This window comes from Enterobacter sp. KB-280D8, from assembly GCF_041399405.1.
Lineage (GTDB): Bacteria > Pseudomonadota > Gammaproteobacteria > Enterobacterales > Enterobacteriaceae > Enterobacter > Enterobacter cloacae_N.
Map to the genome: position 1 here is coordinate 21,999 of NZ_JBGKEC010000001.1, position 25,332 is coordinate 47,330.

Consider the following 25,332-nt stretch of genomic DNA (forward strand, 5'->3'; position numbering starts at 1 on the left):
CCGTAGAGTGTACGGGGTTAATCCATAACGAGAAAGCCTGTTTTGCTTTTTCCTTTCTTATCCTGATACATCGCGATATCTGCGGCACGTAACGCACTGTCCGGATCGGTTACCCCGGGATCCACTTCGATAACGCCGAGGCTGGCGCCCGGATAAATGATGCTGATGGTACCCAGCCAGTATTCCCCCGCAATGCGGGCGCTGAGACGCGTTCTGAGAAGGTTAATTTGCTCCTCATTCCCGGCATTGCTCAGGGAGGCCACCAGAAACTCATCGCCGCCCAGCCGACCGATGATATCGTCCTGCTGTTTTTCTGCGGCCAAACGCTTGCCCACTTCAATCAGGAACTGGTCGCCTGCTTCATGCCCGTAGCGATCGTTAATCAGCTTGAAATCATCCAGATCGATAAAGGCAATGATGGCGTTACGTTTCAGATGTCGCGCCAGTGAAAACAGGGTGGTCAGATCCTCAAAAATGGCGCGACGGTTGGGTAACCCTGTAAGGGCATCTGTGTAGGAGTGTGCAATAAGGGCCGCATTGGCTTCACGAAGCTGGGTCACCAGAGACTCTTTCTGGATGGACTGGGCAATCAGCCCGGCGAATAACTTCAGAACCTGTTCACCGCGCTCGCTAAGCGGCTTTCTGGCCGTGCTGGTGGCGCAGAGCGTTCCGTAGAGTGAACCATCCGCAAGATGGACAGGAATACTCATGTAGGTCGTAATACCGAGCGCTTTCGCCGCTTCGCACTCTGGCCAGCGTTCGGGAACGTCGTTGCTGAATACGGTATCACTGTCCAGCGCACGCTTACACAGAGTTTCATCCCACGGGACGCTCAGCCCCTCAGGGATTGTCATCTGCTTGCTGTTGCGGGCATACAGGATATGCTGCAGTCGGGCTTCGATATCGATCTTAGTGAGGTAAGTCGACTCCATATCCGTCACGATCTCCAGCATCTCCAGCAGCTGACGAACGAGACCTTCAAGGGATTGTTCAGTGGCGAGGGTTTCTGAAACACGGGCAAGGATAATATCCGACATGACGTAGAAAGACTCCCAGCAGAAGACGTCTGCATCTGCATGCTATGCTGAATTCGTAGGCTTCCAGCATAGTTAAACATGAATGCAGAAAATTTAATACAGGCTGAAAGAAGGGGGATTAGGCGGGGAAAAAAGCCCCGTTGTTGTGAACGGGGCAAAGACATCTTGATTACGGAATGATGTTCTCTGGTCATAGTGAGAACATGCCGGACTATAGCGCTGAAAAATGCAGTTAGAATGGAGAAATCATGGAGAATACGGCGACAAGCCGTTACCCTTAGCTAACGATGATGCTAAAAGGATCAATGAGATGAGATTTCTGCTTCTGGTGTTGGCGCTTCCCCTGGTTGCCTGCACCGCAAAAACAACCCCACCCGACGCCCCGAAACCGCCGCACGCCGTAGGCATGGCGAACCCGGCTTCCGTTTACTGCCTTGAAAAGGGTGGGGAACAGGTCCCGATTCAAAGCCCGCAGGGTGTCCGCACCGAGTGCAGGCTGCCTGGCGGCGAAGCGATCGACGAATGGACGCTCTATCGTCGCGATCATCCGCAACCCACCAGGTGACAAAGGGATAGTCGCTGCGATACACTTCTCTTTAGGATTATTCTTAGCCAGTACCTGGCTACCGTTACCGCGAGAGAAGTATGTTTCAGCTAAAACCGGGCAGCATGGCGATGATCATCGGTGCCCGTACGGCGTCTGGACGTCGCAATATTGGTAAATCTGTTGAGCTATTTGGTCTTTGCCAGCCAGGCCTGCGTTTCGTTAACCCGGTCAACGGCGTGATGACGCAGTTGCCCGCAAGCGCGGACCGCGCGCTCTGGCTGGTGACGGGTGATGTTTACGCCTTTGACAATCAGCTCGGTTTTGCGTTTGTTCGCGCCGAACACCTGATGCCGCTCACCCCGGACGAAGCTCCACAAATCCAGGATGCGCTGGCGGTCGGCTGATCACAGATGGCGCAGCCAGTCGGCTAAAACCAGAGCGTGATTCTGCTTCGTGTCCTTCGCGCCGTAGAGCAGGGTTACGGTCTGCTTGTTCGCCAGCGCCGCCAGACGCTCTCCTTCGTCCTTATGCTGCGCCAGCTCTTCCTTGTAGGCTTGAGTGAACGCCGCGAAATCAATCGCTTCGCTATGAAAGTCCTTGCGTAACGCACTGGACGGCGTGAGCGTTTTACACCATTCGTCATACGCGAGGTCCGTTTTTTTCATCCCGCGGGGCCAGAGCCTGTCCACCAGAACCCGATACCCATCGTCCGGGCTTGCCTGCTCATAGACGCGTTTGCATTGGATCATGATTCCACCCTCCCAATTTAAGGTATTGTGATAATTGCAGAAGATCGGTAGTCTGAGGTTCCTTATGTTATCTGATAATACTCTGGCATAAGGAACCTTTCATGGAACACCTCCCGGTTAAAACGACGCTGCGCATTGCGCTGGTTGGCGATTACAATCCTGATGTTATTGCACACAAGGCGATCCCACTGGCCATTGACGACGCCGCCGCGGTCCTTGACCTCACCGCCGATTACGACTGGCTAGCCACCACGGAATTAACCAGTTCTGAGGATCTGGTGGGCTACGATGCCATCTGGCTGGTTCCCGCAAGCCCCTATAAAAACATCGAGGCGGCCTTTATTGCCGCACGCTACGCGCGTGAAAACAGCATTCCGTTCCTGGGCACCTGCGGTGGATTCCAGCATGCGTTGATTGAGTATGCCCGTAACGTGCTGGGCTGGAGCGACGCGGCACATGCTGAGACGGATACCGAAGGCACGATGGTGATTGCGCCGCTGACCTGCTCGCTGGTGGAAAAAACCGATGCCATTGAGCTGCGTAATAATACGCTGATCGCGAAGGCCTACGGAAAGCCGGAAATCGTTGAGGGTTATCACTGTAATTATGGCGTGTCGGCGGCGTTTGCGCAGGAACTGGAGAGCGGTGATATGCGTGTGACGGGCTGGGACGAGCAGGGAGAAATCCGCGCTGCGGAGCTGGTGACCCATCCGTTCTTTGTGATCACCTTATTCCAGCACGAGCGTGCTGCGCTGGAAGGGCGTCCGGTGGTGCTGGTGCAGGCAATGCTGCGCGCGGCGCGCGGTTAAAAAAAGGCAGACCCTATGGTCTGCCACCGTGTTTAACGAGGCGTGATTTCGCGGTCGCGCCCGGCAAGTACGCCGCAGATGGCCATGACGACAGCGGCCAGCGCGCAGGCGAGAAGCGGGATGCGCCAGTCTCCAGTCGAATCGTGAATTTTACCCATCAGCGGCGGACCGCAGGCGGCGAGCAGATAGCCAATCGACTGCGCCATACCTGACAGCGCCGCGGCCTGGTGCGCGGAGCTGGCGCGCAGCCCGATAAACGTCAGGCCGAGGATCATCGTTGCCCCGGTACCAAAGCCGAACACCAGCGTCCACATCACCGCCATGTCAGGCATAAACCATAGCCCCGCCGCGCTTACCGCGCACAGCAGCGCCACTGCGCCTGCAATGGTTCGCTGATCTTTCAGACGGTGGAGGATCAGCGGCACGGCAAGCCCAGGCACGGCCGTGGCCAGCTGCAACAGTCCGTGCACCGAGCCGGCCTGCGCTTCGCTGTAGCCGTGGCTGAGCAATATCGCCGGCAGCCAGCCGATGATGACGTAGTAAATCAGCGAGTTAATTCCCAGAAATAGCGTCACCTGCCAGGCGAGCGCCGAGCGCCAGATGGCGCGATTATGCAGCGCGCCGGCGCCCGTTACCGTCGCAACGTGTTTCTGACGCCACTGGGGCAGCCAGAGCAGCAGCGCGACCAGCGGAAACGCCATCAGCATCAGCAGCGCGCCATGCCAGCCCGCGCTACCCTGGGCCAGGGGAACAATCATCGCTGAGCCAAACGCCGCCGAGACGCCCATTGTCAGGGAATAGGCGCCCGTGAGTCGGGCAACCTGGCCCGGGAAATCACGTTTGATTAAGCCGGGCAGCAGCACATTCCCGAGCGCGATCCCGCAGCCAATTACCGCCGTTCCGATGAAAAGCAGGGTGGCGGAAGGCAGGGAGCGAACCGCAATTCCGGCGCAAATCAGCAGCAAGGCGACAAACAGGCTGCGCTCCATGCCGATACGCCGGGCAACGCCTGCCGCGAGCGGCGAGACAAGGGCGAAAGCCAGCAGGGGCAGGGTGGTCAGCAGGCCGGTTTGCGCCGTGCTTAAGCCATAATCGAGGCGAATAGTATCGAGCAGCGGGGCTGCTCCGGTAAAGGTGACGCGAAGCGTGGTGGCAATCATCAGGATGCCTGCGATTAACAGCGCGCCGTGTTTTCCTGAGGTGCGAAGAGCAGTAGTCATTGTGTTCTCATACGTTCAAGCGAGCGCACACAATACCGATTTTTTCAGCGGTTGAAATCAGGCTAAAATGACAGTTTATCGCTCATATCGGACAAACTGATGATTGGTCTGGGACTGGACGGCTACGATCCTGATAGCCAGCACGATGCGGCCGTCGCGTTTCGCATCCGCGTGGTGGCGGAGGAACAATATATTCCCCGGCATCAACACCGTAAGGGGCAGCTGATTCTGGCCCTCGGCGGTGCGATTACCTGCGAAGTGGAAAAAGCCATGCTGATGGTACCGCCTCAGTATGCCGTCTGGATCCCTGGCCAAATGCCGCACAGCAACAGGGCCACGCCGGGGGCGCAGCTCTGCTTTTTGTTCATTGAGCCAGGTGCCGCCAGCCTGCCCGACCGCTGCTGCACTCTGAAAATTTCCCCCCTCGTGCGGGAGCTGATTTTATCGTTGGCTGAGAAATCACGTGAACAGCTTCAGCTTGCGGCCACATCGCGTCTGGTGGACGTCCTTTTTGACGAGCTGCCGCTCCAGCGGCAGGAGCATCTGCAGCTGCCCGTCTCACCCCATCCTAAAATCCGGCTGATGAGCGAGAAGATGGCGGAAGAGCCCGCCACCTGGCAGACGCTGGCACAGTGGGCGAGCCACTTTGCGATGAGCGAACGTAATCTGGCGCGGCTGGTGGTGAAAGAGACCGGCTTAAGCTTTCGACGCTGGCGTCACCAGCTGCAGCTGATTTTGGCGTTACAGCATCTGATAAGCGGGAAATCGGTTCAGCAGGCGGCACAGTCGCTGGGCTACGACTCTACCACCGCGTTTATCACCATGTTCAGGAAGGGGCTGGGCCAGACGCCGGCACGTTATATGGCCAGCCTGACTATGACTTCCCGATAAACAGGGAAACCAGCCCTGCCGCAATAAGCGGGCCCACCGGCACGCCGCGAAAGAGCGCCACGCCCAACACGGTACCCACCAGCAGGCCGGCAACCAGTGAAGGCTGGCTGCTCATCAGCGTAACGCCGCGCCCGCCCAGCCACGAGACAAAAATGCCTACCGCGATCGCCACCAGCGATTTCCAGTTCACAAACGAGTGCAGTAGCGTCGAGGCGGGAAGCGTTCCGCTGGCAATGGGCGCCATCACCCCGATGGTTAAAATGATGATCCCGATGGTGAGGCCTTGTTTTTCTATCCACGGGAAAAAGGTGTTTAACGGGGTCACGCGCACAATAATCAGCACCAGAATCGAGATGGCGACTGTGGTGTTATGGCTGATAAACCCGAGCGCGGCGAGAGCCAGAAGAATGAGCAGAGTAGGGTCAAACATGGGAAGTCCTTGCCAGAATAGTTACCCTGCTTACTGTACGCGGAAAAGCGGCGGAAGACAGTTTTAAAAAGATTCTCTTGCTGTCATAACCTTGTCATTTACGCGGATTAAAACGAAGGCAGGTATCGCAACGGGGCCGCCATCATGAACGATCACATGTTTGTTGAAGCGCTGATCATCTCCTCATCGTTTTTCGCTATTGCCGCGATTCTCGTCGCCTCCGTCCTGTTTCTGGAACGAAAAGGCTGACAGCGCCGTCACGACGACGCTTTATGGAAGTTAACAAGCTCAGGACGGGCAATGCGCAGGTAATCCTGGGTATCCATAATCACGGATTTCTCCAGTAAGCCGGCGTTAAAGGCGATTTCGTCGAAACGCTCAAACAGCAGCGGGTCTGCAACCAGCGCTAAATCAGGATGGAAGCTAAAGGGCGGGATAGCGCCAAAAACGCAGGCGGTAAGGGTATCAACCTCGGCCGGGCTGGCGAGGGAAGCCTTAAGCCCGCCAAAATGGCTGGCAAGCTGGCTCAGATCGGCCTGCAGGTCTGCGGCCAGAATCGCCAGTACGTGTTTTTTAACGCCGTTGCCCTTCACTTTGCAGACCAGGGCTTTTGCACCCTGGCGCAGATCGGTCCCGCGAATTTCACTCACCGCTTCACATTTCCCGACCGCCTCATGCTCCATGACGCGAAAACGCGCGCCCTGCTCGGTGAGTAAGGTAATCAGCTTCTGGTGGGTTCCTGCCCCAATAGCGTCGTCAGTCATCACAATTTTCCCGGTGATAATCCAGTATGCAGCTTGCTACATTAGCACGGGATGAACGGGGTCGAAAGAAAACAGCCAGCGGATTCGCTGACTGTGGGGTTATACGTTGCTGGTCGCAGATTGCTTGTGGAAGAGCTCTCTGAATACCGGATAAATATCATCCTGATCGCGGATATGCTGCATTGCAAAGTTATCGAACATGGACTGTAGATGTTCATACTCCCGCCACAGGGTCTGGTGAGCGCGACGGGTGATTTCGATATAGCTGTAGTAACGCACCACCGGCAGAATTTTCTTCGCCAGGATCTCGTGACACAGCGGTGAGTCGTCGGCCCAGTTGTCGCCATCCGACGCCTGCGCGGCATAAATGTTCCACTGCGCCGGGTCATAACGCTCTTTCACCACTTCGTCCATCAGTTTCAACGCGCTTGATACGATGGTCCCCCCGGTCTCCTGAGAGTAGAAGAACTCATGTTCATCCACCTCTTTCGCCTGGGTGTGATGGCGGATATAAACCACTTCCACGTTCTTATAGGTTCTGCTCAGGAACAGGTAGAGCAAAATATAAAAACGTTTCGCCATATCCTTGGTGGCCTGGTCCATTGAGCCGGAGACGTCCATCAGACAGAACATGACCGCCTGGCTGGAGGGTTCAGGGCGTTTTTCGTAGTTCTTATAGCGCAGGTCGAAAGTGTCGATAAACGGCACGCGGTCGATCTTTGCTCTTAACTCGGCAATCTCTTTACGCAGGCGCTCCTCTTCCAGCAGTTGCGCTGGCTCCGTGTTTTCCACGACCTTCAGGCTGCTTTCCAGCTCGCGCAGCTCACGACGTTTGCCTGCCGTCATGGCGGTGCGTCGCGCCAGCGAATTCTGCAACGAACGAACAACGCTGATATTGGCGGGCACGCCGTTGGCGGTATAGCCCGCGCGATGGGTTTTGTACTCATTAAGCTGACGATGCTGATTTTTTTTCAGGTTCGGCAGCGCAAGGTCCTCGAACAGCAGGTCGAGATATTCATCTTTCGAAATCTGGAAAACGAACTCATCCTGACCTTCACCGTCCTGGCTGGCCTGTCCCTGACCGCTTCCTGAACCACCACCGCCGCCCTGAGGGCGCTCAATTCTGTCGTTCTGAACAAAGTGGTCATTACCTGGGTGTACGCGATGGCGCAGGCCCCCGCGCCCCTGATGAAACATCGGTTCGCTGATGTCATCGGTAGGGATGGAGACAGACTCGCCGCTGTCGACGTCGGTCACCGAGCGTTTGTTGATGGCCTCGGAGATCGACTGTTTAATTTGCGCTTTATAACGGCGCAAGAAGCGCTGGCGGTTCACCGTGCTCTTGTTTTTGCCGTTAAGACGCCGGTCAATAAACCAGGTCATATACCCCCCGTACTGCATTTGCCAACTTGCGTTTTTGTTGGCCCGGCAGGCGCAGGCGCTACCGGGCACTTGTTTTAAGACGATTTACGCACGCGCAGATACCATTCGCAGAGCAGGCGAACCTGCTTGCGGGTGTAGCCTTTTTCCATCATACGGTCGACAAAATCGTCGTGTTTCTTCTGCTCGTCGGTTGAGGTTTTGGTGTTAAACGAGATCACCGGCAGCAGCTCTTCGGTATTGGAGAACATTTTCTTCTCAATGACCGTGCGCAGCTTCTCGTAGCTGGTCCAGTTCGGATTGCGACCATTGTTATGCGCTCTGGCGCGCAGGACGAAGTTCACAATCTCATTACGGAAGTCTTTCGGGTTGCTGATCCCGGCAGGCTTCTCAATTTTTTCCAGCTCCGCGTTCAGGGATTCACGGTCAAACAGCTGGCCGGTATCCGGGTCGCGGTACTCCTGATCCTGAATCCAGAAGTCAGCGTAGGTGACATAGCGGTCGAAAATGTTCTGCCCGTATTCTGAGTAGGATTCCAGATAGGCCGTCTGGATCTCTTTGCCGATGAACTCAGCGTATTTCGGAATCAGGTAGCCTTTCAGGAACTCAAGGTAGCGTTCAGCCTGCTCCTGCGGGAATTGCTCGCGCTCAATTTGCTGCTCCAGCACGTAGAACAGGTGAACCGGGTTGGCCGCCACTTCCGCATGATCGAAGTTAAAGACGCGGGAGAGGATCTTAAACGCGAAACGCGTGGACAGACCGTTCATCCCCTCATCGACCCCGGCGTAGTCACGGTATTCCTGATAGGACTTCGCTTTCGGATCGGTATCTTTCAGACTTTCACCATCATAGACGCGCATTTTCGAATAGATGCTGGAGTTTTCCGGCTCTTTCAGGCGCGACAGGATGGAGAAGCGCGAGAGCGTTTCCAGCGTACCCGGGGCGCATGGCGCGTGTACCAGCTCGCTATGGTTAAGCAGTTTCTCGTAAATTTTGATCTCTTCGGAGATCCGCAGGCAATAAGGCACCTTGACGATGTAAACGCGGTCAAGGAAGGCCTCATTGTTTTTATTATTACGGAAGGTCACCCATTCTGATTCGTTAGAGTGGGCGAGAATGATGCCGTTAAACGGCAGGGCGGAAATACCTTCCGTCCCGTTGTAGTTCCCTTCCTGGGTCGCTGTCAGCAGAGGATGCAGCACTTTAATCGGTGCTTTGAACATCTCAACGAATTCCATAATCCCCTGGTTGGCGCGGCACAGCGCACCGGAATAGCCATAGGCATCCGGGTCGTTTTGTGCGTAGTTTTCCAGCTTACGGATATCGACTTTGCCCACCAGCGCCGAGATATCCTGGTTGTTCTCATCACCCGGTTCCGTTTTGGCGATAGCGATCTGCTCCAGTATGGATGGCCATACTTTCACCACTCGGAACTTAGTGATATCGCCGCCAAACTCGTTGAGGCGTTTTGCCGCCCACGGCGACATGATGGTACCGAGGTAGCGGCGCGGGATGCCAAACTCTTTATCCAGAATTTGCGCATCTTCCTGCGGATTAAACAGGCACAGCGGATGGTCGTTAACCGGGCTGCGTTCGCCGTTGGCGCTCAGCACATAAATCGGTACGCGCTGCATCAGCGACTTCAGGCGTTCAGCCAGCGAGGATTTACCGCCGCCGACGGGGCCGAGTAAATAGAGGATCTGTTTCTTCTCTTCCAGACCCTGGGCGGCATGCTTCAGATAGGAGACAATCTGTTCAATGGCATCTTCCATACCATAGAACTCTTCGAACGCCGGATATCGGGCGACCACCCGATTCGAAAACAGACGGGAAAGCCGTGGCTCCAGGGCAGTATCAACCATGTTTGGCTCACCGATAGCCATCAATAGCCGTTCTGCCGCATTGGCATAGGCACTGCGATCTTGCCGACAAATGGTAAGAAACTCCTGCAGTGTGAACTCTTCGTCCTTGGCAGCTTCATAGCGCTGGCGATAGTGATCGAATATATTCATGGCATGCCGTCCTTTCGTTTTTTAGCACAGGATAAGAGCCGTTCGTATGAGTAGTGGAGGCTCCCGGAAGAGAATCTCTCGCACCCCACTGCCAGAGCAGCAACCTGTGTGCCAGGTCAGACGCTAAGAACCGCAGGTGTTCAGGAAAACTCTTCTTAAATTTAAGCGTAGATGGCATTTGCCAAACTTGCATGCTGAGAAAAACTAATTTCAATGACATATCAATAACTCATCCAAAAATTTCCACCTGAGTTATAAGGCTTAAGGACGTTTTTCATTCAGCGGTCATATAAATGAAAGCGGGCTGTCATCTGAAAAGTTAAAAATAATGGGTTAATCAGACTGATTAGCAGGCAAAAAATTTTGGGATGTTCGGGAATGGCGGTTACACTTCACCCGCTGATTATTTGACTACAGGAAAGAATGGATTGTGACCAAACTCAAACTTCTGGCATTGGGCATCCTTGCCGCTACCGCAGTTAGCACCGCTCAGGCGGAAAGTCAGTGGACGGTGGGCGCGGGCGTTGGCGTCATTAACAGCCCATACAAACAGTATGACCGCGATGTTTATCCTGTTCCCGTTATCACCTATGAAGGCGATAATTTCTGGTTCCGTGGTCTCGGCGGCGGCTACTATCTCTGGAACGATACGGCCGATAAGTTATCTATCATGGCCTACTACGATCCAACGCACTTCAAGCCGGGAGACAGCGACAGCCATGCGCTTCGCCAGCTCGACAAGCGCAAAAGCTCTATGATGGCCGGGCTTTCGTACGTGCATAACACACAGTATGGCTTCCTGCGTACGGCCCTGGCGGGTGATACGCTGGATAACAGCAACGGCTTTATCTGGGATCTGGCCTGGCTGTACCGCTATACCAACGGTGGGCTCACCCTGACGCCGGGTATCGGGGTGCAGTACAACAGTGAAAACTACAACGACTACTACTATGGCGTCTCTAAAAACGAGTCCCGCCGCAGTGGGCTGAAAAGCTACAGCGCTGATGACGGCTGGGATCCATACCTGGAGCTGACCGCGAGCTATAACTTCCTTGGCGACTGGAACGTCTACGGCACCGGTCGTTACGAGCGTCTGAGCGATGAAGTGAAGGATAGCCCGATGGTCGATAAGTCCTGGGCTGGCATCTTCTCTGTGGGTGTGACCTACAAGTTCTGATTGTGCATTATTTTAGTGCAATCTTTGCATCAAAACGGGGCGCTTGCGCCCCGTTTGCTTTTGCGTGGTGCGGCGGCATTATCGCTTAACGATGCGGATCGTCTGTCCTAAACGTGATGGCTTTTCTTCACTCGCTTTCTGCGGGGTGGTCACGCAGGCCGTTTCCACGCAGACGAACGTTTTATAACCGTCGTCAGGTACGTCGGCCATGCTTACAGACAGAGCAGGACCCGGGTTCCAGCCCACCACGTTGCTGTGATGGTGATGGACCACCTCAATGCTGCGGTTCAGGGTACCGTCGTGGATCACGCTGCATGCTTCCGGATGCAGATAGACGCGGTCGGTACGGTCAGGGAACGCCTGAATGCCGTCGCTCAGTTTGCCTTCTTTGGCGTTATCCACTTTATCGATAAAGGTATCGCCAAGGCCGCTTACCTTCACTGCGCTGATATCACCCACGTTGAAGTAGGTATGCAGGGCCGAGGTGGTGTCGAACTCGCCGTGGGCTTCCAGCTCAATTTCGCAGGTTTTACCCAGCTTGAAGCGGGCATACAGGGTGAACTCGTGCGGCCACAGGGCGCGGGTCTCGTCATTTGCCTGCAGCTCAAAGGTCAGCACGGCGCCATTATCGTCTTCGTTATGCGCTTTCAGCGTCCACTGCTGGTTGCGGGCAAAACCGTGAGAAGGCAAACCCGGCTGTGCAGACGGGCCAAACCACGGCCAGCAGATCGGTACGCCACCGCGAATAGCCGCCCCTTTTTTGAAGGAGGTCGCATCGCTCAGCCACAAACCTTCGGCTTCGCCTTCCGGTTTCCAGGAGAGCAGGTGAGCGCCGTTCAGCGCCACGGACGCTTTAACGCGGGGATGGTCAACGACGATAACGTCGGCACCGTCAATCTGACGGCGGGAGAGCACAGGGGTAAGTTGTTCGACTACCGGAAGTGCAAAAATTTTATTAATCATTAAGCAATCCTCTGTCTAAAAACAATAAAAAAGGCGACCGAAGTCGCCTTTTTGGATCAAGCACTCATCTCAACTTATTTGGAGATGTGAGCGATCAGGTCCAGTACTTTGTTAGAGTAGCCAGTTTCGTTGTCGTACCAGGAAACCAGTTTCACGAAGTTGTCGTTCAGTGCGATACCTGCTTTAGCATCGAACACGGAAGTGCACACTTCGCCGTTGAAATCGGTAGATACAACGTCGTCTTCGGTGTAGCCCAGAACGCCTTTCATTGCGCCTTCGGAAGCAGCTTTGATTGCTTTCTTAATTTCTTCATAAGAAGCAGCTTTTTCCAGACGAACAGTCAGGTCAACAACGGATACGTTAGGAGTTGGAACGCGGAACGCCATACCAGTCAGTTTGCCATTCAGTTCTGGCAGTACTTTACCTACAGCTTTAGCAGCACCGGTAGAGGATGGGATGATGTTCTGAGCCGCGCCACGGCCGCCGCGCCAGTCTTTGTGAGACGGGCCATCAACGGTTTTCTGAGTAGCGGTGGTAGCGTGAACGGTAGTCATCAGACCTTCGATGATGCCGAAGTTGTCGTTGATGACTTTAGCCAGCGGTGCCAGGCAGTTGGTGGTGCAGGATGCGTTAGAAACGATGTCCTGGCCAGCGTAAGTTTCGAAGTTTGCACCACGAACGAACATTGGGGTGTTGTCTTTGGAAGGACCGGTCAGAACAACTTTCTTCGCACCCGCAGTGATGTGTTTACGTGCAGTTTCGTCGGTCAGGAAGATACCGGTTGCTTCAGCAACAACGTCAACACCGATTTCGTTCCATTTCAGGTTAGCTGGGTCTTTCTCAGCAGTAACGCGGATGGTTTTACCGTTAACAACCAGGTGGCCGTCTTTCACTTCAACGGTGCCGTCGAAACGACCGTGAGTTGAGTCGTACTTCAGCATGTACGCCATGTATTCAGCGTCCAGGAGATCGTTGATACCAACGATTTCGATGTCAGAACGTTTCTGAGCAGCACGGAAAACAATACGGCCGATACGGCCAAAACCGTTGATACCTACTTTGATAGTCATATATTCCACCAGCTATTTGTTAGTGAATAAAAGGTTGCCTGTAAAATTACAAAAACCTTACGCAGCGTCAAGCGGAATCGTGTCAATCATTGCGACAAATCAATCCTGTGACTAACGTTTGTGCGACTGACTCGCCTCACTTTCCCTTTGAGCTTGCAACCACATGGGGGCTGCGCCCGGAATTTTAAAGTCCTCGCAGGATAAAAATGTGAACATGATCACAATTGCCTGACCGCCTTTTCGCGACACATAAGTTTAGAACAAAAGTGCACGCAAGGGTGTTAATGTTTTGTTAGAATCGGGGTTAAAAGATGTCTGTTTCTACAGCGAGATGTAAGCATATGTCGAACCAACGTAACCCTGACGATTTGAAAAAAAGCCTCACAGAAATGCAGTTTTACGTGACGCAGAATCACGGCACGGAGCCGCCATTTACTGGGCGTTTACTGCATAACAAGCGAGACGGCGTTTACCACTGTCTGGTCTGCGATGCCCCGCTGTTTAATTCACAAACGAAATACGACTCTGGCTGCGGCTGGCCGAGCTTTTACGAGCCGGTGAGCGATGACGCAATCCGCTATCTGACCGACTCGTCGCACGGTATGGTGCGCACGGAAATTCGCTGCGGCAACTGCGACGCGCACCTGGGGCATGTTTTCCCGGATGGCCCTCAGCCAACGGGCGAGCGTTTCTGCGTAAACTCAGCTTCTCTGAGCTTCAGCGACGATGAAAACGGCGACCAGATTAAGGGTTGAAAAAACGATTCAGCAAATTATTCCTTTGAAAGGGAGAGATCGTGAATATTGAGGACATGATTAACGGGATGACCCCGGAAGTTTATCAGCGTCTGGTGACCGCCGTTGAGCTGGGTAAATGGCCCGACGGTGTGGCCCTGACGCCTGAGCAAAAAGAGAACAGTTTGCAGTTGGTGATGCTGTGGCAGGCGCGCAACAACACCGATGCACAGCACATGACTATCGATACCAACGGTCAGATGGTGATGAAGAGCAAGCGCGAGCTTAAGGAAGATTTTGGCATCACGCCGAAGCCGATTGCGACTTTCAAATAACGCTCTCCGTGTGTGCCGGGTAAGCGCTAGCGCCACCCGGCACATACACCTTAGTGCTTAATTCCGAGTGATTCCGCCAGCTGTTTCGCTAACTGATTGTTATCATCAGCCCCGTACTCCCAGAACATCGCCCCGGCGAGGCCTTTTTCTTTGATGTAGTCTGCCTTGATCGCGACGGAACGCGGGTTCTCATACGAAATCGCAAACAGCGCGTTGCCATCAGAACCCTTTACCGAGAGCCACGGCACCTTCGCCTGGTCGTCCCAGTGCTCGGTAAAACGCTTCTGCGGATCGTTCAGCAGCTTCTTCACGATATCGTTGTACTTCACGTAGGTATCTTTGGTCAGGTCATAGCCGAGCGATTTAAACAGGCCGATCTCCTGCGGCCCGAAGTAGGGCTGGGTGACCGGATTTTTTTGCGCGTCCGGCTTGCTCCAGTCAATGCCCGGTTCAACCGCACGTTTCGGTACGCGACCGTAAAAACCGATCCCGAGGTTCATCTGCTTCGGCTTAAGTCCGGCGGCCAGATAGTTGCTCACCACAAAATCGACGCTGTATTTATCGGCGGCAGCCACCGTTGGCCAGGCGCTGGAGTCATACAGGTTCGCGTTGAAATACTGGGTACCGTACGCCATGTCGTAGGTCATCAGGTTGATATAGTCGAGCAGGGGCGCGATGGCTTTGACATCTACCCAGCTTTTCGGACTTTCCGCATTCGCGCCCACCGCAATGGTCACCAGCTTTTTCTGCCCAAACGCCGCGCGCATCTCTTTCAACAAGGCGGTGAAGTTATCCCGATCGGCTGGCTGGCTTGCAACCAGCCCCCACGCGCCGTTAACCGGATACTCCCAGTCGAGATCGATCCCATCCAGGCCGTATTTGTCGACAATTTCCTGCGCAGAGCGGATAAACACCGCGCGACTCTCTTTGGTTGCCGCTGCGCCAGAGAAACCACGCGCGCCCCAGCCGCCAACAGAGAGCAGGACTTTCAGGTTCGGGTTTTGTTTACGCAGGGCCGGTATGAGGGCCAGATCGGACGCCACTTTTGGCGACAGCCAGATTTGATGCAGTTTCGTCGGATCTTTCAGCGCGGCGTTGGTCTCGTCTTTCTCGTCGTTATAAACAAGTCCAAACGAGTAGTTCAGATGAGTGATCTGGCGAACGTCCAGCTTATTAATATCGCCACCCGGTCCGGCGGTGACATCGCCACCCCCGTTAAAGTAGCCCACGGACATCAGCGGCGCGGCGGAAGCAAGTGACGCGCAAAGCAAGGGTAATGCTGCCAGCAGGGGCAAACGTTTCATACAAGTTCCTCTTTGACGTAATAAAAATAACCACGCCACAGAAAAGGCGTGGCGAAAAAACAGCCTGATGAGAATAGCATTGCCGTTTCGCTTGTGATGCGAGGGAGTTCACTTTATGGGGATTGGGGAAGAAATGCCGGGTGGCGGCTGCGCCTTACCCGGCCTACGGGGAAAGGTAGGCCGGGTAAGCGTCAGCGCCACCCGGCTTAAAAGACTACGCCTGCGTTTCCAGCCAGTCTGCCAGCGTATACAGCGTAGCACCTTCAGCGGCCATATCCATAAACGCCTGAGCGCTGTCCTCTGGGTGAATGTTCACCCCACGACAGCCATCGGTGATGACGCTGACGGTATAGCCTAACTGGAGCGCGTCCAGCACGGTAAACTTCACGCAGTAATCCGTCGCCAGACCCAGTACGATCAGCTCCGTGATTTCATGGTGACGTAACCACGCGTCCAGCGCCGTCTTCTGACGATGCCCGTTATCGAAAAACGCGCTATAGCTGTCGATAGCCGCGTTTTCGCCTTTATGAAACACCGCGTCGATGGCTTTCTGATTCAGGAGCGGATGCAGCTCCGCGCCTTCCGTCTGCTGTACGCAGTGATCCGGCCAGAAAGTTTGCGCCAGCCCGTCGAGTTCACCCTGGGTGAACGGCTCGACGTTGTGCTGGCTGGCAAAGCTGCCGTGATTCGCCGGGTGCCAGTCCTGGCTGGCGACAACCGCTTCACTGCGTGCTTTGCACCAGTCAATCAGCGCGTTGGCCACGTCAACGGTGCTGTCACCTTCGGCGACGGCAAGCGCACCGCCCGCGCAGAAATCATTTTGCAAATCGACCAGTAGCAGGGCGCGTTGCTTCATGAGACCTCCTTATTCGTCCGGGGTCAGTTCGCCGCGCAGGTTTTGCATCATGGCGCGGCGAATGGACTGAATGTCCAGATCCTGACTCAGTAAATAGTGAAGTTTAGTCAGCGTCGCCTCAACGGTCATATCGAAGCCGCTGATCACCCCCGCGTGCGCCAGCGCGTTGCCGGTGGCATAGCCCCCCATATTCACTTTGCCGGACATGCACTGGGTCAGGTTCACGACCACAATTCCGCGCTCGCTGGCTTCCTGAAGCTCTTTCAGGAACTCGCCGTTCTGCGGAGCATTGCCCACGCCATAGGAGCGCAGGATCAGCGCTTTCACCGGCTGGCGCAGGAAGTTGCGCACCACGTCTGCGGAGATCCCCGGATAGATGGTGACCACGCCAATCGGCTGCGGGGTAATCGGATGCACGATCAGCTCGCCAGCGGTGTTCGGTGCCGGAGGCGTTCCCAGACGACGGATATGAATCCCGGCTTCCAGCAGCGGCTGCAGGTTAGGGGAGGCGAAGGCGTCAAAACCGTCGGCATGAGCTTTGGTGGTGCGGTTGCCGCGATACAGACGGTTGTTGAAGAACAGCGACACTTCGTTGATCGGGTAATTGGCCGCCACGTACAGGGAGTTCAGCAGGTTGATCTGCCCGTCAGAGCGCAGCTCGGCCAGCGGAATTTGCGACCCGGTGACGATCACCGGCTTGCTCAGGTTCTCCAGCATGAAGGAGAGCGCCGAGGCGGTGAACGCCATGGTGTCAGTGCCGTGCAGGATCACGAAGCCGTCGTACTGGTCGTAATGGGCTTTAATGTCATCCGCAATGTGCTGCCAGTCTTCCGGCGTCATGTCGGAGGAGTCCATCAGCGGCTCGTATTCGTGGATGGTAAAGTCAGGCATTTCCGGACGGTGGAATTCAGGCATCAGAGCAAGCTGACGCTGCAGGTGGCCGGAGACCGGAATATAGCCGTTTTCAGAGCGCTGCATCCCGATGGTACCGCCAGTGTAGGCGACATAAATCGATTTCTTCTGCATGGTAGTGAGTTCTTGTTCTTCAAAAGAAAAAATCCCCTCTTCACGGGAAGAGGGGACGGTTTTTAACGGACGTTCGCGCAGGTCAGGCAAAACGCGTAACGACTTTGTGGATCGTTAAAGGCCGCAAGCTTATCGCTTTCCGCCTTCATTGCTTTCGCAGCCGTGGCCACCGGGGCAGGCAGGTACGCCTGCAGCGCCTCCGGCAGCATGGCGCGAACGGAAACGGACATGCTGTCCATCACCATATCGAAGAACGACGGCTCGTCCTGGTAATACTCAATATGCCACTGCTTGAGCTTCGCCAGTTCGGCGGCTTTCTTCACCGCGTCGTCGAAGTCGCCCAGGCTGTCGACCAGACCGTTACTCTTCGCATCCTGCCCGGTCCAGACGTGGCCCTGAGCAATCTGGTCGATCTGTTCAGGCGTCTTCTTACGCGAGTCGGCAACCAGCGTGATAAAGCGCTTATAGCCGTTCTCAATGCTCAGCTGCATCATCTCTGAAACTTCCGGCGGCAGGGATTTGGTCATCGACACATCCGCCAGCGGCGACGTGGAAACGCCATCGGTATGCACGCCCAGATAATCCAGACTGTTTTCCACGGTGTTAATCACCCCGAAGATGCCGATCGAGCCGGTCAGCGTGCTTGGGTTCGCCACAATGTAGTTGGCAGGCGTGGAGATCCAGTATCCGCCAGACGCGGCCATACCACCCATGGATACGACGACAGGCTTGCCGGCGGCACGCGCCGCGGCCAGTTCAGCGCGGATCACCTCGGAGGCGCTGACGCTGCCGCCAGGGCTGTTGACGCGCAGAACAATTGCTTTCACTTTCGGATCAAGACGTGCGTCGCGGATTTGCGACGCGGTGGTGTCACCGCCGACGTTGCCCGGCGTTTCCTGACCGTCCATGATGGCGCCGTTAGCAAAGACCACGGCTACGCTGTCACCGCTATCGTCCGGTTTTTTCGCAGCATAGTCATACATGCTGATGGCGCTGTAGTTTTTGTCCTCTTTGCTCCAGCCAAACTGTTTGGTCAGGGCCTTTTCGATATCCGCACTGGTGCCCAGCGCGTCAACCAGCTTATTGTCGAGCGCGTATTTCGCTGTATCGCCTTCGACCTTACGCAGCCCGTCCAGCACGCCACGAGCGCCAGGGAACACCTGCTCAGCGGTAATTTGACGGTTAGCGGCAACGGTGCCGAGATAGTTCTGCCACAGCTCGCCAATCCAGCGGCTGTCCGCTTCACGGGCGGCAGGAGACATATCGTCGCGGATAAACGGCTCCACGGCAGATTTATAGGTGCCGACGCGGAAGACGTGGGTGGTGACCTTCAGCTTGTCGAGCAGCGATTTGTAGTACAGGCCGTTGGTGGCAAAGCCGTGCAGATCGACCGTCCCCTGCGGAGAAAGCCAGATCTTATTGGCGAAACTCGCCAGATAATATTGCCCCTGGCTGTAGCTGTCGCCCACGGCAATCACCGGCTTGCCGCTGTCGCGGAATTCGCGCAGCGCTTTCCCGATGTACTGCATGGAAGGCTGGTCGCCGCCGGCAAAATCTTTCAGATCCAGCACGATCCCGGTGATGTTACGGTCGTCTTTGGCCTGTCGGATGGTATCGACGATATCGAACAGGGAGTTCTCCTGCAGGCGGTCTGACGTCGCGCCAAACAGCTGTCGGCTGATAACCCCCAGACGGTTGCTGGTGGACGGTTTATCAACGATCACGCCGGTGATATCGAGTAACAGGGCCCCGCGAGTCGAATGCTGAGCCTGATTCGCGTTGCTGATATGCATCCAGATGCCCGCGCAAACCAGAACCAGCAGGATGAAGAAGATATTCATCACCAGGTTGCGGACGAAGTTGAGCAGTCGCCACGTCCATTTAAAGAAACCGGCAAAGATTCGCCAAAGGGTTCGCATGTATTCTCCCTAACCAGAAAATGACTGTTTCCGTCGCCACTGGACGGTAATGTTGGGTTATCGTAATGACCCAACCGCCACTTGTCAGCAGGAATCGCCTGCCAGGCTGTAACAAAATCTGCCGTCGTGTTAATTTTGTGAGTAAATTTCAAGAAAGGAGTTAACCAATGGATGCACTCGAACTGCTTGTTAACCGTCGTAGCGCGTCACGTCTGGCCGAACCTGCCCCTGTGGGCGAGCAGCTGGAAAACATTCTGCGTGCCGGCATGCGTGCCCCGGATCACGGCACGCTGCAGCCATGGCACTTCTTTGTGATTGAGGGTGAAGGCCGCGAACGTTTCAGTCAGCTGCTGGAGCAGGGGGCGATTGCCGCTGGGCAGGATGAGAAGGGGATTGATAAAGCCCGCAACGCGCCGTTCCGCGCCCCGATGATCGTTACCGTCGTGGCCAAATGCCAGGCTGACCATAAGGTGCCGGTCTGGGAGCAGGAAATGTCTGCCGGCTGTGCGGTGATGGCGATGCAAATGGCCGCCGTTGCACAGGGGTTTAACGGTATCTGGCGCACCGGTCCGCTGACCGAGAGCGCTGCCGTGCGGGCAGGATTCTCCTGCGGTGAGCACGACAAAATTGTCGGCTTCCTCTATCTCGGTACCCCACAGCTTAAAGCCTCCAGCACCATTAGCGTGCCGGACACCACGCCTTTCGTCAGCCGTTTCTGATAACGCGCGCTAAACTGTCTGGATTCTGAGCATCTGCCGCAGAATTCAGACAGTCATACTTACCTCTTTATGGAATGAGCGCTACCATAGCGCGATTGAGATGACAGGAGACGTCCATGAGCGAGCAAACCATTCGTTTAACGCAGTACAGCCACGGAGCCGGTTGCGGTTGTAAAATTTCCCCGAAAGTGCTGGAGACCATTCTGCACAGCGAACAGGCGAAGTTTGTCGACCCGAACCTGCTTGTCGGCAATGAAACGCGTGACGATGCGGCGGTTTATGACTTAGGTAACGGCACCAGCATTATCAGCACCACTGACTTCTTTATGCCGATTGTCGACAACCCGTTCGACTTCGGGCGCATCGCGGCCACCAACGCCATCAGCGATATCTTCGCTATGGGCGGTAAGCCGATCATGGCGATCGCCATTCTGGGCTGGCCGATCAACACCATTCCACCAGAAATCGCCCGCGAGGTGATTGATGGTGGGCGTTTCGCCTGCCAGCAGGCGGGAATTGCCCTGGCCGGCGGCCACTCGATTGATGCGCCGGAGCCGATCTTCGGCCTGGCCGTGACGGGCGTGGTGCCGACCGAGCGCGTGAAGCGCAACAGTACCGCCCAGGCGGGCTGCAGGCTCTTCCTCACCAAGCCGCTGGGCATTGGCGTGCTTACTACCGCCGAGAAAAAATCCCTGCTGAAACCGGAGCACAAAGGCCTGGCAACGGAAGTGATGTGCCAGATGAACCTCGCTGGTGCGGCGTTCGCCAATATCGACGGCGTGAAGGCGATGACCGACGTCACCGGTTTTGGCCTGCTGGGGCACCTCTCTGAGGTCTGTCAGGGCGCAGGCGTGCAGGCGCAGGTCTGGTATCAGGACGTGCCGAAGCTGCCGGGCGTGGAAGAGTACATTGCCCAGGGCGCGGTCCCGGGCGGTACCCAGCGCAATTTCGCCAGCTACGGTCACCTGATGGGTGAAATGCCAGAGGAGTGGCGCAACCTGCTGTGCGATCCGCAAACCTCCGGCGGTCTGCTGCTGGCGGTCACGCCGGAATCCGAAGCCGAGGTTCAGGCAACCGCGGCCGAGTTTGGCATCACCCTGACGGCGATCGGCGAGCTGGTGACCGCACGCGGTGGCCGACCGATGATTGAGATCCGTTAATTCGATGCGGTTGTTTATCGCCGAAAAGCCGAGCCTGGCCCGAGCCATCGCCGACGTGCTGCCTAAGCCGCATCGCAAAGGCGACGGCTTTATCGAATGCGGTAACGGGCAGGTGGTCACCTGGTGTATCGGCCACCTGCTTGAGCAGGCGCAACCGGACGTCTACGACAGCCGCTACGCCCGCTGGAACCTCAACGATCTGCCGATTGTGCCGGAAAAGTGGCGCCTTCAGCCTCGCCCGTCCGTTACCAAACAGCTCAACGTTATTAAACGTTTTCTGCACGAGGCGACGGAAGTGGTCCACGCGGGTGACCCGGACAGAGAGGGGCAGCTGCTGGTGGACGAAGTGCTGGACTATCTTGAGCTGGCGCCGGAAAAGCGCCAGCAGGTGCAGCGCTGCCTGATCAACGACCTCAATCCGCAAGCGGTTGAGCGTGCCATTTCGCGTCTGCGCGCCAACAGCGAATTTATCCCGCTGTGCGTCTCCGCGCTGGCGCGTGCACGCGCCGACTGGCTTTACGGGATCAACATGACCCGCGCCTACACTATCCTCGGGCGCAACGCGGGCTATCAGGGCGTGCTCTCCGTGGGCCGCGTGCAGACGCCGGTGCTGGGGCTGGTGGTGCGTCGCGATGAAGAGATTGAGAACTTCGTCGCCAAAGATTTCTTTGAAGTGAAAGCCCACATCGTCACGCCAAAAGACGAACGCTTTACCGCCGTCTGGCAGCCGAGCGATGCCTGCGAGTCGTATCAGGACGAAGAGGGGCGGCTGCTGCACCGTCCGCTGGCGGAGCACGTGGTCAACCGTATTACCGGCCAGCCCGCTATCGTCACCAGCTATAACGATAAACGGGAATCAGAACCCGCGCCGCTGCCGTTCTCCCTTTCTGCTCTGCAGATTGAGGCCGCGAAGCGCTTTGGTCTCAGCGCGCAGAACGTGCTGGACATCTGTCAGAAGCTTTACGAAACCCACAAGCTGATCACCTATCCGCGTTCGGACAGCCGCTATCTGCCGGAAGAGCACTTTGCCGGACGCCACTCGGTGATGAACGCCATCGGCGTCCACGCGCCGGATCTGCTCCCGCAGCCCGTCGTTAATCCGGATACCCATAACCGCTGCTGGGATGACAAAAAGGTGGATGCCCACCACGCGATTATCCCGACGGCGCGTGCCAGCAGCGTCAACCTGACCGATAACGAAGCGAAGGTGTATAACCTGATCGCCCGTCAGTACCTGATGCAGTTCTGCCCGGACGCGGTATTCCGTAAATGCGTGATTGAGCTTGAGATTGCCAAAGGCAAGTTTATCGCCAAGGCGCGTTTCCTTGCGGAAGCAGGCTGGCGCACGCTGCTCGGCAACAAAGAGCGTGACGAGGAGAACGACGGCACGCCGCTGCCGGTGGTGGCGAAAGATGACGAACTGCTGTGTGAAAAAGGCGAAGTGGTTGAACGACAGACCCAGCCGCCGCGCCACTTCACCGATGCGACGCTGCTTTCCGCCATGACCGGGATCGCCCGCTTTGTGCAGGATAAAGATCTGAAGAAGATCCTGCGCGCCACCGACGGTCTGGGTACGGAAGCGACCCGCGCGGGGATCATCGAGCTGCTCTTTAAGCGCGGTTTTCTCGAGAAAAAGGGGCGCTACATCCACTCAACGGAACCGGGCCGGGCGCTAATTCATTCGCTACCTGAGCTGGCCGCCCGGCCGGACATGACCGCACACTGGGAATCGGTGCTGACGCAGATCAGCGAGAAGCAGTGTCGTTACCAGGACTTTATGCAGCCGCTGGTCGGGACGCTTTACCAGCTGATCGATCAGGCGCGTAGCACGCCGGTGAAAACGTTCAGAGGGATGGTTGCACCCGGTAGCGGCGCGAAGAAACCGTTTAAAAAGAAAAAGAGCGCGGCCTGATACGCCCGGTTTTCTCCCTCTCCCTGTGGGAGAGGGCCGGGGTGAGGGCACCCGGCCGTACGATATAAACCTTAAATCACACCCTGCCCAATCATCGCATCCGCTACCTTCACGAACCCGGCAATATTCGCGCCGCGCACGTAGTTGGTCTGTGACGCTTCACCGCCGTACTCCACGCAGGCGTGGTGAATATCCAGCATGATGTGGTGCAGACGGGCATCCACTTTCTCCGCCTTCCAGCCGAGACGCGCGGCGTTTTGCGCCATCTCCAGACCGGACGTTGCCACGCCGCCCGCGTTAGCGGCCTTGCCCGGCGCAAACAGCACGCCCGCTTCCAGGAACAGATCCGTCGCCTCGATAGTGGTCGGCATATTCGCCCCTTCGGCTACCGCCTTCACGCCGTTGGTAATCAGCGTGCGCGCGGCGTCCGCGTCCAGCTCGTTTTGCGTGGCGCACGGCAGGGCGATATCCACCGGCACGCCCCACGGCTGTTTACCTTCCAGATACGTCAGGCCAAACTCCGCGGCATAATCGGCTAGTCTGCCATCGCGGCTGGCTTTGATTTCGCACAGGCGCGCCAGCTTCTCAGCCGTAAAGCCCGCTTCATCCACTACCGTGCCCTTAGAGTCGGAGGCCGTCACCACGCGGGCGCCAAACTGCATCGCTTTTTCGATAGCGTACTGCGCCACGTTACCGGAGCCGGAAACCGCCACGCGCATCCCTTCAAAACCTAAGCCGTGACGCTTGAGCATTGCCTCGGTGAAGTAAACCAGGCCGTAGCCGGTCGCCTCCGGGCGAATCAGACTGCCGCCAAACGATAGTCCTTTGCCGGTAAAGACGCAGGCGCTGTTATTGGAGAGTTTTTTCATCATCCCGGCCATAAAGCCCACTTCGCGGGCCCCCACGCCGATATCCCCCGCCGGTACGTCGGTGTCCGGGCCGAGGTGGCGGTAGAGTTCGGTCATCAGCGCCTGACAGAAACGCATCACTTCGCCTTCGCTTTTGCCTTTGGGATCGAAATCACTCCCGCCTTTACCGCCGCCCATTGGCAGGGTGGTGAGCGCATTTTTAAACGTCTGCTCAAAGCCGAGGAATTTCAGAATCGACAGGTTCACGGAAGGGTGGAAGCGCATGCCGCCCTTAAACGGACCGATGGCGGAGTTAAACTGCACGCGCCAGGCGCGGTTGACCTGCACCTGGTTGCGGTCATCCACCCAGGTCACGCGGAACTGGATCACACGTTCTGGCTCAACCAGACGTTCCAGCAGCGACAGTTGACGATAGCGCGGGTTTTCTTCAAGGAACGGCCAGAGGGTAGTCATTACTTCACGAACGGCCTGAGCAAACTCACTTTGGTGCGGGTCGCGCTGCTGAACATGGGCAAGGAAACTTTCCAGAGAGCGTGTCTGATCCATAGATATAAGAACCTCTTATAGTAATTTATGTCTGTTGCTTATGCGATTTGTGTTGTTTTTTTGACTATACCACCCGTACCGCTTTGTGAAGCAAGCGGAAATGTATGCCGAAAGGGAAATTAATGACCCGGGCTGCGTCATAACAAAAAGCGATGATGCGCTAAATTAAAGATTCTGCCCGATTTACCGTTATAGTCATTAACAGGAGACAACAGGAAGAGAAGTCTATGAACCGTTACGTGATGGCCGCGTTATCATTGATGTTGACCGCAGGCGCGCAGGCTGACCGCATTCGCCCGGATGTAGAAGTGAATGTGCCGCCGGAGGTGTTTAGCTCCAGCGGCCAGCGCGCGCAGCCGTGTAACCAGTGCTGCATCTACCAGGATCAAAACTATTCTGAAGGGGCCGTCGTGAAGGCCGATGGCGTGCTGCTCCAGTGCCAGCGCGATGAACGTACCATCAGCACGAATCCGCTGGTCTGGCGGCGCGTAAAAGAATAAACGCCTCCAGCAGCGGGATATCCGCAGGGGCCAGGCTGTAGCAAAGCGCCTCTTCCGGCGTACACCACACCAGCGCGCTGTGGTAGTGCGCCGTTAACTCTCCGCTGAAGGTGGGCACGTGCCAGGCATGCAGGTTAATTAACCGCTGTGATACCTCGCGCTGATGGCTTGCCACGTACTGCTCAGGCTGTGCCTCAATACCCAGCTCTTCACGCAGCTCGCGGATAAGCGCCTCGGGATGGGTTTCTCCGGCCTCCACTTTGCCGCCAGCGAACTCCCACATACCCGGCTGGTCGGCGTGAGCAGGGCGCTGCGCCAGTAAAATTTTGTCGTCTTTTTCGATGATGGCCGCAACGACATCGACTGTTTTTAGCATGGTCGTCAATACTTGATAGCGAAAAAC

The 25,332-nt window shown here is 56.2% G+C and carries 27 protein-coding genes; 12 read left to right on the plus strand and 15 right to left on the minus strand.

The window, feature by feature from the left end:
- Positions 1–17: 17 nt before the first annotated feature.
- On the minus strand, positions 18–1,037 hold the full coding sequence (locus tag AB8818_RS00155; RefSeq protein WP_163328877.1) for a sensor domain-containing diguanylate cyclase: 1,020 nt from the start codon (positions 1,035–1,037) through the stop codon (positions 18–20).
- A gap of 310 nt (positions 1,038–1,347) precedes the next feature.
- Here AB8818_RS00155 and AB8818_RS00160 point away from each other — a divergent pair, with 310 nt between their 5' ends.
- Together AB8818_RS00160 and AB8818_RS00165 are read left to right on the plus strand one after the other, a co-directional pair.
- Positions 1,348–1,602, plus strand: a complete 255-nt coding sequence (locus tag AB8818_RS00160) for a DUF333 domain-containing protein (RefSeq protein ID WP_192981658.1) — start codon at positions 1,348–1,350, stop codon at positions 1,600–1,602.
- A gap of 80 nt (positions 1,603–1,682) precedes the next feature.
- On the plus strand, positions 1,683–1,988 hold the full coding sequence (locus tag AB8818_RS00165; RefSeq protein WP_166710791.1) for a hypothetical protein: 306 nt from the start codon (positions 1,683–1,685) through the stop codon (positions 1,986–1,988).
- Here AB8818_RS00165 and AB8818_RS00170 read toward each other — a convergent pair whose 3' ends face one another.
- Positions 1,989–2,333, minus strand: coding sequence for a DUF488 domain-containing protein (locus AB8818_RS00170; RefSeq protein ID WP_166710793.1), 345 nt, complete (start codon positions 2,331–2,333; stop codon positions 1,989–1,991). It lies immediately after the preceding gene.
- Positions 2,334–2,434: 101 nt separating this feature from the next.
- Between AB8818_RS00170 and AB8818_RS00175 the strand changes: the two genes are divergently transcribed.
- Positions 2,435–3,142, plus strand: coding sequence for a CTP synthase (locus AB8818_RS00175; protein ID WP_192981655.1), 708 nt, complete (start codon positions 2,435–2,437; stop codon positions 3,140–3,142).
- Between the two features lie 32 nt (positions 3,143–3,174).
- Here AB8818_RS00175 and AB8818_RS00180 read toward each other — a convergent pair whose 3' ends face one another.
- Positions 3,175–4,362, minus strand: a complete 1,188-nt coding sequence (locus AB8818_RS00180; RefSeq protein ID WP_192981652.1) for a CynX/NimT family MFS transporter — start codon at positions 4,360–4,362, stop codon at positions 3,175–3,177.
- Positions 4,363–4,461: 99 nt separating this feature from the next.
- Here AB8818_RS00180 and AB8818_RS00185 point away from each other — a divergent pair, with 99 nt between their 5' ends.
- Entirely contained in the window at positions 4,462–5,253 is a 792-nt protein-coding gene (locus tag AB8818_RS00185; RefSeq protein WP_163328886.1) for a helix-turn-helix transcriptional regulator, read from the plus strand.
- Here the strand turns inward: AB8818_RS00185 and AB8818_RS00190 are convergent.
- The gene (locus tag AB8818_RS00190; protein WP_008500737.1) at positions 5,237–5,683 is read right to left on the minus strand and encodes a DUF441 domain-containing protein; all 447 of its coding nucleotides are present in this window, start codon (positions 5,681–5,683) and stop codon (positions 5,237–5,239) included. The genes AB8818_RS00185 and AB8818_RS00190 overlap by 17 nt on opposite strands.
- Positions 5,684–5,827: 144 nt before the next feature.
- Between AB8818_RS00190 and yoaI the strand changes: the two genes are divergently transcribed.
- On the plus strand, positions 5,828–5,932 hold the full coding sequence (yoaI, locus tag AB8818_RS00195; protein WP_226857506.1) for a small membrane protein YoaI: 105 nt from the start codon (positions 5,828–5,830) through the stop codon (positions 5,930–5,932).
- An 8-nt stretch (positions 5,933–5,940) separates the two neighbouring features.
- Here yoaI and AB8818_RS00200 read toward each other — a convergent pair whose 3' ends face one another.
- The 3 genes from AB8818_RS00200 to yeaG form a co-directional block, all read right to left on the minus strand.
- Positions 5,941–6,447 (minus strand): YbaK/prolyl-tRNA synthetase associated domain-containing protein, encoded by a 507-nt coding sequence (locus AB8818_RS00200; RefSeq protein ID WP_116340583.1) that lies wholly within the window; start codon positions 6,445–6,447, stop codon positions 5,941–5,943.
- A 99-nt stretch (positions 6,448–6,546) separates the two neighbouring features.
- Positions 6,547–7,830: a YeaH/YhbH family protein gene (locus AB8818_RS00205; RefSeq protein WP_116340581.1), complete on the minus strand. Its 1,284-nt coding sequence runs from the start codon at positions 7,828–7,830 to the stop codon at positions 6,547–6,549.
- Positions 7,831–7,904: 74 nt separating this feature from the next.
- Positions 7,905–9,839 carry a protein kinase YeaG gene (gene yeaG, locus AB8818_RS00210; protein WP_192981649.1) on the minus strand — a complete coding sequence of 645 codons (1,935 nt, stop codon included), beginning with the start codon at positions 9,837–9,839 and terminating at the stop codon, positions 7,905–7,907.
- 430 nt (positions 9,840–10,269) lie between these two features.
- Here yeaG and AB8818_RS00215 point away from each other — a divergent pair, with 430 nt between their 5' ends.
- Entirely contained in the window at positions 10,270–11,016 is a 747-nt protein-coding gene (locus AB8818_RS00215) for a MipA/OmpV family protein (protein ID WP_041910477.1), read from the plus strand.
- A gap of 78 nt (positions 11,017–11,094) precedes the next feature.
- Here the strand turns inward: AB8818_RS00215 and AB8818_RS00220 are convergent, their stop codons facing one another.
- Both AB8818_RS00220 and gapA read right to left on the minus strand, forming a co-directional pair.
- Positions 11,095–11,979, minus strand: coding sequence for a D-hexose-6-phosphate mutarotase (locus AB8818_RS00220; protein WP_192981646.1), 885 nt, complete (start codon positions 11,977–11,979; stop codon positions 11,095–11,097).
- Positions 11,980–12,053: 74 nt separating this feature from the next.
- Positions 12,054–13,049 (minus strand): glyceraldehyde-3-phosphate dehydrogenase, encoded by a 996-nt coding sequence (gene gapA, locus AB8818_RS00225; RefSeq protein ID WP_014831506.1) that lies wholly within the window; start codon positions 13,047–13,049, stop codon positions 12,054–12,056.
- Between the two features lie 341 nt (positions 13,050–13,390).
- On the opposite strand from gapA, the gene msrB reads away from it, so the two are divergent.
- Both msrB and AB8818_RS00235 read left to right on the plus strand, forming a co-directional pair.
- The gene (gene msrB, locus AB8818_RS00230) at positions 13,391–13,804 is read left to right on the plus strand and encodes a peptide-methionine (R)-S-oxide reductase MsrB (RefSeq protein WP_192981644.1); all 414 of its coding nucleotides are present in this window, start codon (positions 13,391–13,393) and stop codon (positions 13,802–13,804) included.
- A 41-nt stretch (positions 13,805–13,845) separates the two neighbouring features.
- Entirely contained in the window at positions 13,846–14,118 is a 273-nt protein-coding gene (locus AB8818_RS00235) for a YeaC family protein (RefSeq protein ID WP_045261608.1), read from the plus strand.
- Positions 14,119–14,168: 50 nt separating this feature from the next.
- Here the strand turns inward: AB8818_RS00235 and AB8818_RS00240 are convergent, their stop codons facing one another.
- The 4 genes from AB8818_RS00240 to sppA form a co-directional block, all read right to left on the minus strand.
- Positions 14,169–15,422, minus strand: coding sequence for a glycoside hydrolase family 18 protein (locus AB8818_RS00240; RefSeq protein WP_116340573.1), 1,254 nt, complete (start codon positions 15,420–15,422; stop codon positions 14,169–14,171).
- 214 nt (positions 15,423–15,636) lie between these two features.
- Positions 15,637–16,278 (minus strand): bifunctional nicotinamidase/pyrazinamidase, encoded by a 642-nt coding sequence (pncA, locus tag AB8818_RS00245; protein WP_192981642.1) that lies wholly within the window; start codon positions 16,276–16,278, stop codon positions 15,637–15,639.
- Between the two features lie 9 nt (positions 16,279–16,287).
- A complete protein-coding gene (gene ansA, locus AB8818_RS00250) occupies positions 16,288–17,304 on the minus strand; it encodes an asparaginase (protein WP_028012774.1) in 1,017 nt (338 codons plus the stop codon).
- A 62-nt stretch (positions 17,305–17,366) separates the two neighbouring features.
- A complete protein-coding gene (gene sppA, locus AB8818_RS00255) occupies positions 17,367–19,223 on the minus strand; it encodes a signal peptide peptidase SppA (RefSeq protein WP_166710805.1) in 1,857 nt (618 codons plus the stop codon).
- A gap of 167 nt (positions 19,224–19,390) precedes the next feature.
- On the opposite strand from sppA, the gene AB8818_RS00260 reads away from it, so the two are divergent.
- The 3 genes from AB8818_RS00260 (at position 19,391) to AB8818_RS00270 (ending at position 23,014) form a co-directional block, all read left to right on the plus strand.
- Positions 19,391–19,942 (plus strand): NAD(P)H nitroreductase, encoded by a 552-nt coding sequence (locus tag AB8818_RS00260; RefSeq protein WP_116340567.1) that lies wholly within the window; start codon positions 19,391–19,393, stop codon positions 19,940–19,942.
- A 116-nt stretch (positions 19,943–20,058) separates the two neighbouring features.
- The gene (gene selD, locus AB8818_RS00265; protein WP_163328894.1) at positions 20,059–21,102 is read left to right on the plus strand and encodes a selenide, water dikinase SelD; all 1,044 of its coding nucleotides are present in this window, start codon (positions 20,059–20,061) and stop codon (positions 21,100–21,102) included.
- A 4-nt stretch (positions 21,103–21,106) separates the two neighbouring features.
- Positions 21,107–23,014 (plus strand): DNA topoisomerase III, encoded by a 1,908-nt coding sequence (locus AB8818_RS00270; protein ID WP_116340563.1) that lies wholly within the window; start codon positions 21,107–21,109, stop codon positions 23,012–23,014.
- A 71-nt stretch (positions 23,015–23,085) separates the two neighbouring features.
- Here AB8818_RS00270 and gdhA read toward each other — a convergent pair whose 3' ends face one another.
- Positions 23,086–24,429, minus strand: coding sequence for an NADP-specific glutamate dehydrogenase (gdhA, locus tag AB8818_RS00275; protein WP_061098517.1), 1,344 nt, complete (start codon positions 24,427–24,429; stop codon positions 23,086–23,088).
- Between the two features lie 227 nt (positions 24,430–24,656).
- On the opposite strand from gdhA, the gene AB8818_RS00280 reads away from it, so the two are divergent.
- Complete coding sequence (locus tag AB8818_RS00280; protein ID WP_028012780.1) at positions 24,657–24,929, plus strand: YnjH family protein; 273 nt, start codon at positions 24,657–24,659, stop codon at positions 24,927–24,929.
- On the opposite strand, the gene AB8818_RS00285 is transcribed toward AB8818_RS00280, so the two are convergent.
- Positions 24,889–25,305 (minus strand): pyrimidine (deoxy)nucleoside triphosphate diphosphatase, encoded by a 417-nt coding sequence (locus tag AB8818_RS00285; protein ID WP_116340559.1) that lies wholly within the window; start codon positions 25,303–25,305, stop codon positions 24,889–24,891. The genes AB8818_RS00280 and AB8818_RS00285 overlap by 41 nt on opposite strands.
- Between the last annotated feature and the right edge of the window lie 27 nt (positions 25,306–25,332).

Excerpts from the sequence above, each read along its gene's own strand:
- AB8818_RS00170 (WP_166710793.1), bottom strand. The coding sequence starts at position 2,333 with ATGATCCAATGCAAACGCGTCTATGAGCAGGCAAGCCCGGACGATGGG.
- AB8818_RS00200 (WP_116340583.1), bottom strand. The coding sequence starts at position 6,447 with ATGACTGACGACGCTATTGGGGCAGGAACCCACCAGAAGCTGATTACC.
- AB8818_RS00270 (WP_116340563.1), top strand. The coding sequence starts at position 21,107 with ATGCGGTTGTTTATCGCCGAAAAGCCGAGCCTGGCCCGAGCCATCGCC.
- gapA (WP_014831506.1), bottom strand. The coding sequence starts at position 13,049 with ATGACTATCAAAGTAGGTATCAACGGTTTTGGCCGTATCGGCCGTATT.
- AB8818_RS00220 (WP_192981646.1), bottom strand. The coding sequence starts at position 11,979 with ATGATTAATAAAATTTTTGCACTTCCGGTAGTCGAACAACTTACCCCT.
- AB8818_RS00180 (WP_192981652.1), bottom strand. The coding sequence starts at position 4,362 with ATGACTACTGCTCTTCGCACCTCAGGAAAACACGGCGCGCTGTTAATC.
- AB8818_RS00205 (WP_116340581.1), bottom strand. The coding sequence starts at position 7,830 with ATGACCTGGTTTATTGACCGGCGTCTTAACGGCAAAAACAAGAGCACG.
- yoaI (WP_226857506.1), top strand. The coding sequence starts at position 5,828 with ATGAACGATCACATGTTTGTTGAAGCGCTGATCATCTCCTCATCGTTT.
- AB8818_RS00160 (WP_192981658.1), top strand. The coding sequence starts at position 1,348 with ATGAGATTTCTGCTTCTGGTGTTGGCGCTTCCCCTGGTTGCCTGCACC.
- AB8818_RS00280 (WP_028012780.1), top strand. The coding sequence starts at position 24,657 with ATGAACCGTTACGTGATGGCCGCGTTATCATTGATGTTGACCGCAGGC.
- gdhA (WP_061098517.1), bottom strand. The coding sequence starts at position 24,429 with ATGGATCAGACACGCTCTCTGGAAAGTTTCCTTGCCCATGTTCAGCAG.
- AB8818_RS00260 (WP_116340567.1), top strand. The coding sequence starts at position 19,391 with ATGGATGCACTCGAACTGCTTGTTAACCGTCGTAGCGCGTCACGTCTG.
- ansA (WP_028012774.1), bottom strand. The coding sequence starts at position 17,304 with ATGCAGAAGAAATCGATTTATGTCGCCTACACTGGCGGTACCATCGGG.
- selD (WP_163328894.1), top strand. The coding sequence starts at position 20,059 with ATGAGCGAGCAAACCATTCGTTTAACGCAGTACAGCCACGGAGCCGGT.
- AB8818_RS00240 (WP_116340573.1), bottom strand. The coding sequence starts at position 15,422 with ATGAAACGTTTGCCCCTGCTGGCAGCATTACCCTTGCTTTGCGCGTCA.
- AB8818_RS00285 (WP_116340559.1), bottom strand. The coding sequence starts at position 25,305 with ATGCTAAAAACAGTCGATGTCGTTGCGGCCATCATCGAAAAAGACGAC.
- pncA (WP_192981642.1), bottom strand. The coding sequence starts at position 16,278 with ATGAAGCAACGCGCCCTGCTACTGGTCGATTTGCAAAATGATTTCTGC.
- msrB (WP_192981644.1), top strand. The coding sequence starts at position 13,391 with ATGTCGAACCAACGTAACCCTGACGATTTGAAAAAAAGCCTCACAGAA.
- AB8818_RS00185 (WP_163328886.1), top strand. The coding sequence starts at position 4,462 with ATGATTGGTCTGGGACTGGACGGCTACGATCCTGATAGCCAGCACGAT.
- sppA (WP_166710805.1), bottom strand. The coding sequence starts at position 19,223 with ATGCGAACCCTTTGGCGAATCTTTGCCGGTTTCTTTAAATGGACGTGG.
- yeaG (WP_192981649.1), bottom strand. The coding sequence starts at position 9,839 with ATGAATATATTCGATCACTATCGCCAGCGCTATGAAGCTGCCAAGGAC.
- AB8818_RS00175 (WP_192981655.1), top strand. The coding sequence starts at position 2,435 with ATGGAACACCTCCCGGTTAAAACGACGCTGCGCATTGCGCTGGTTGGC.
- AB8818_RS00190 (WP_008500737.1), bottom strand. The coding sequence starts at position 5,683 with ATGTTTGACCCTACTCTGCTCATTCTTCTGGCTCTCGCCGCGCTCGGG.
- AB8818_RS00155 (WP_163328877.1), bottom strand. The coding sequence starts at position 1,037 with ATGTCGGATATTATCCTTGCCCGTGTTTCAGAAACCCTCGCCACTGAA.
- AB8818_RS00165 (WP_166710791.1), top strand. The coding sequence starts at position 1,683 with ATGTTTCAGCTAAAACCGGGCAGCATGGCGATGATCATCGGTGCCCGT.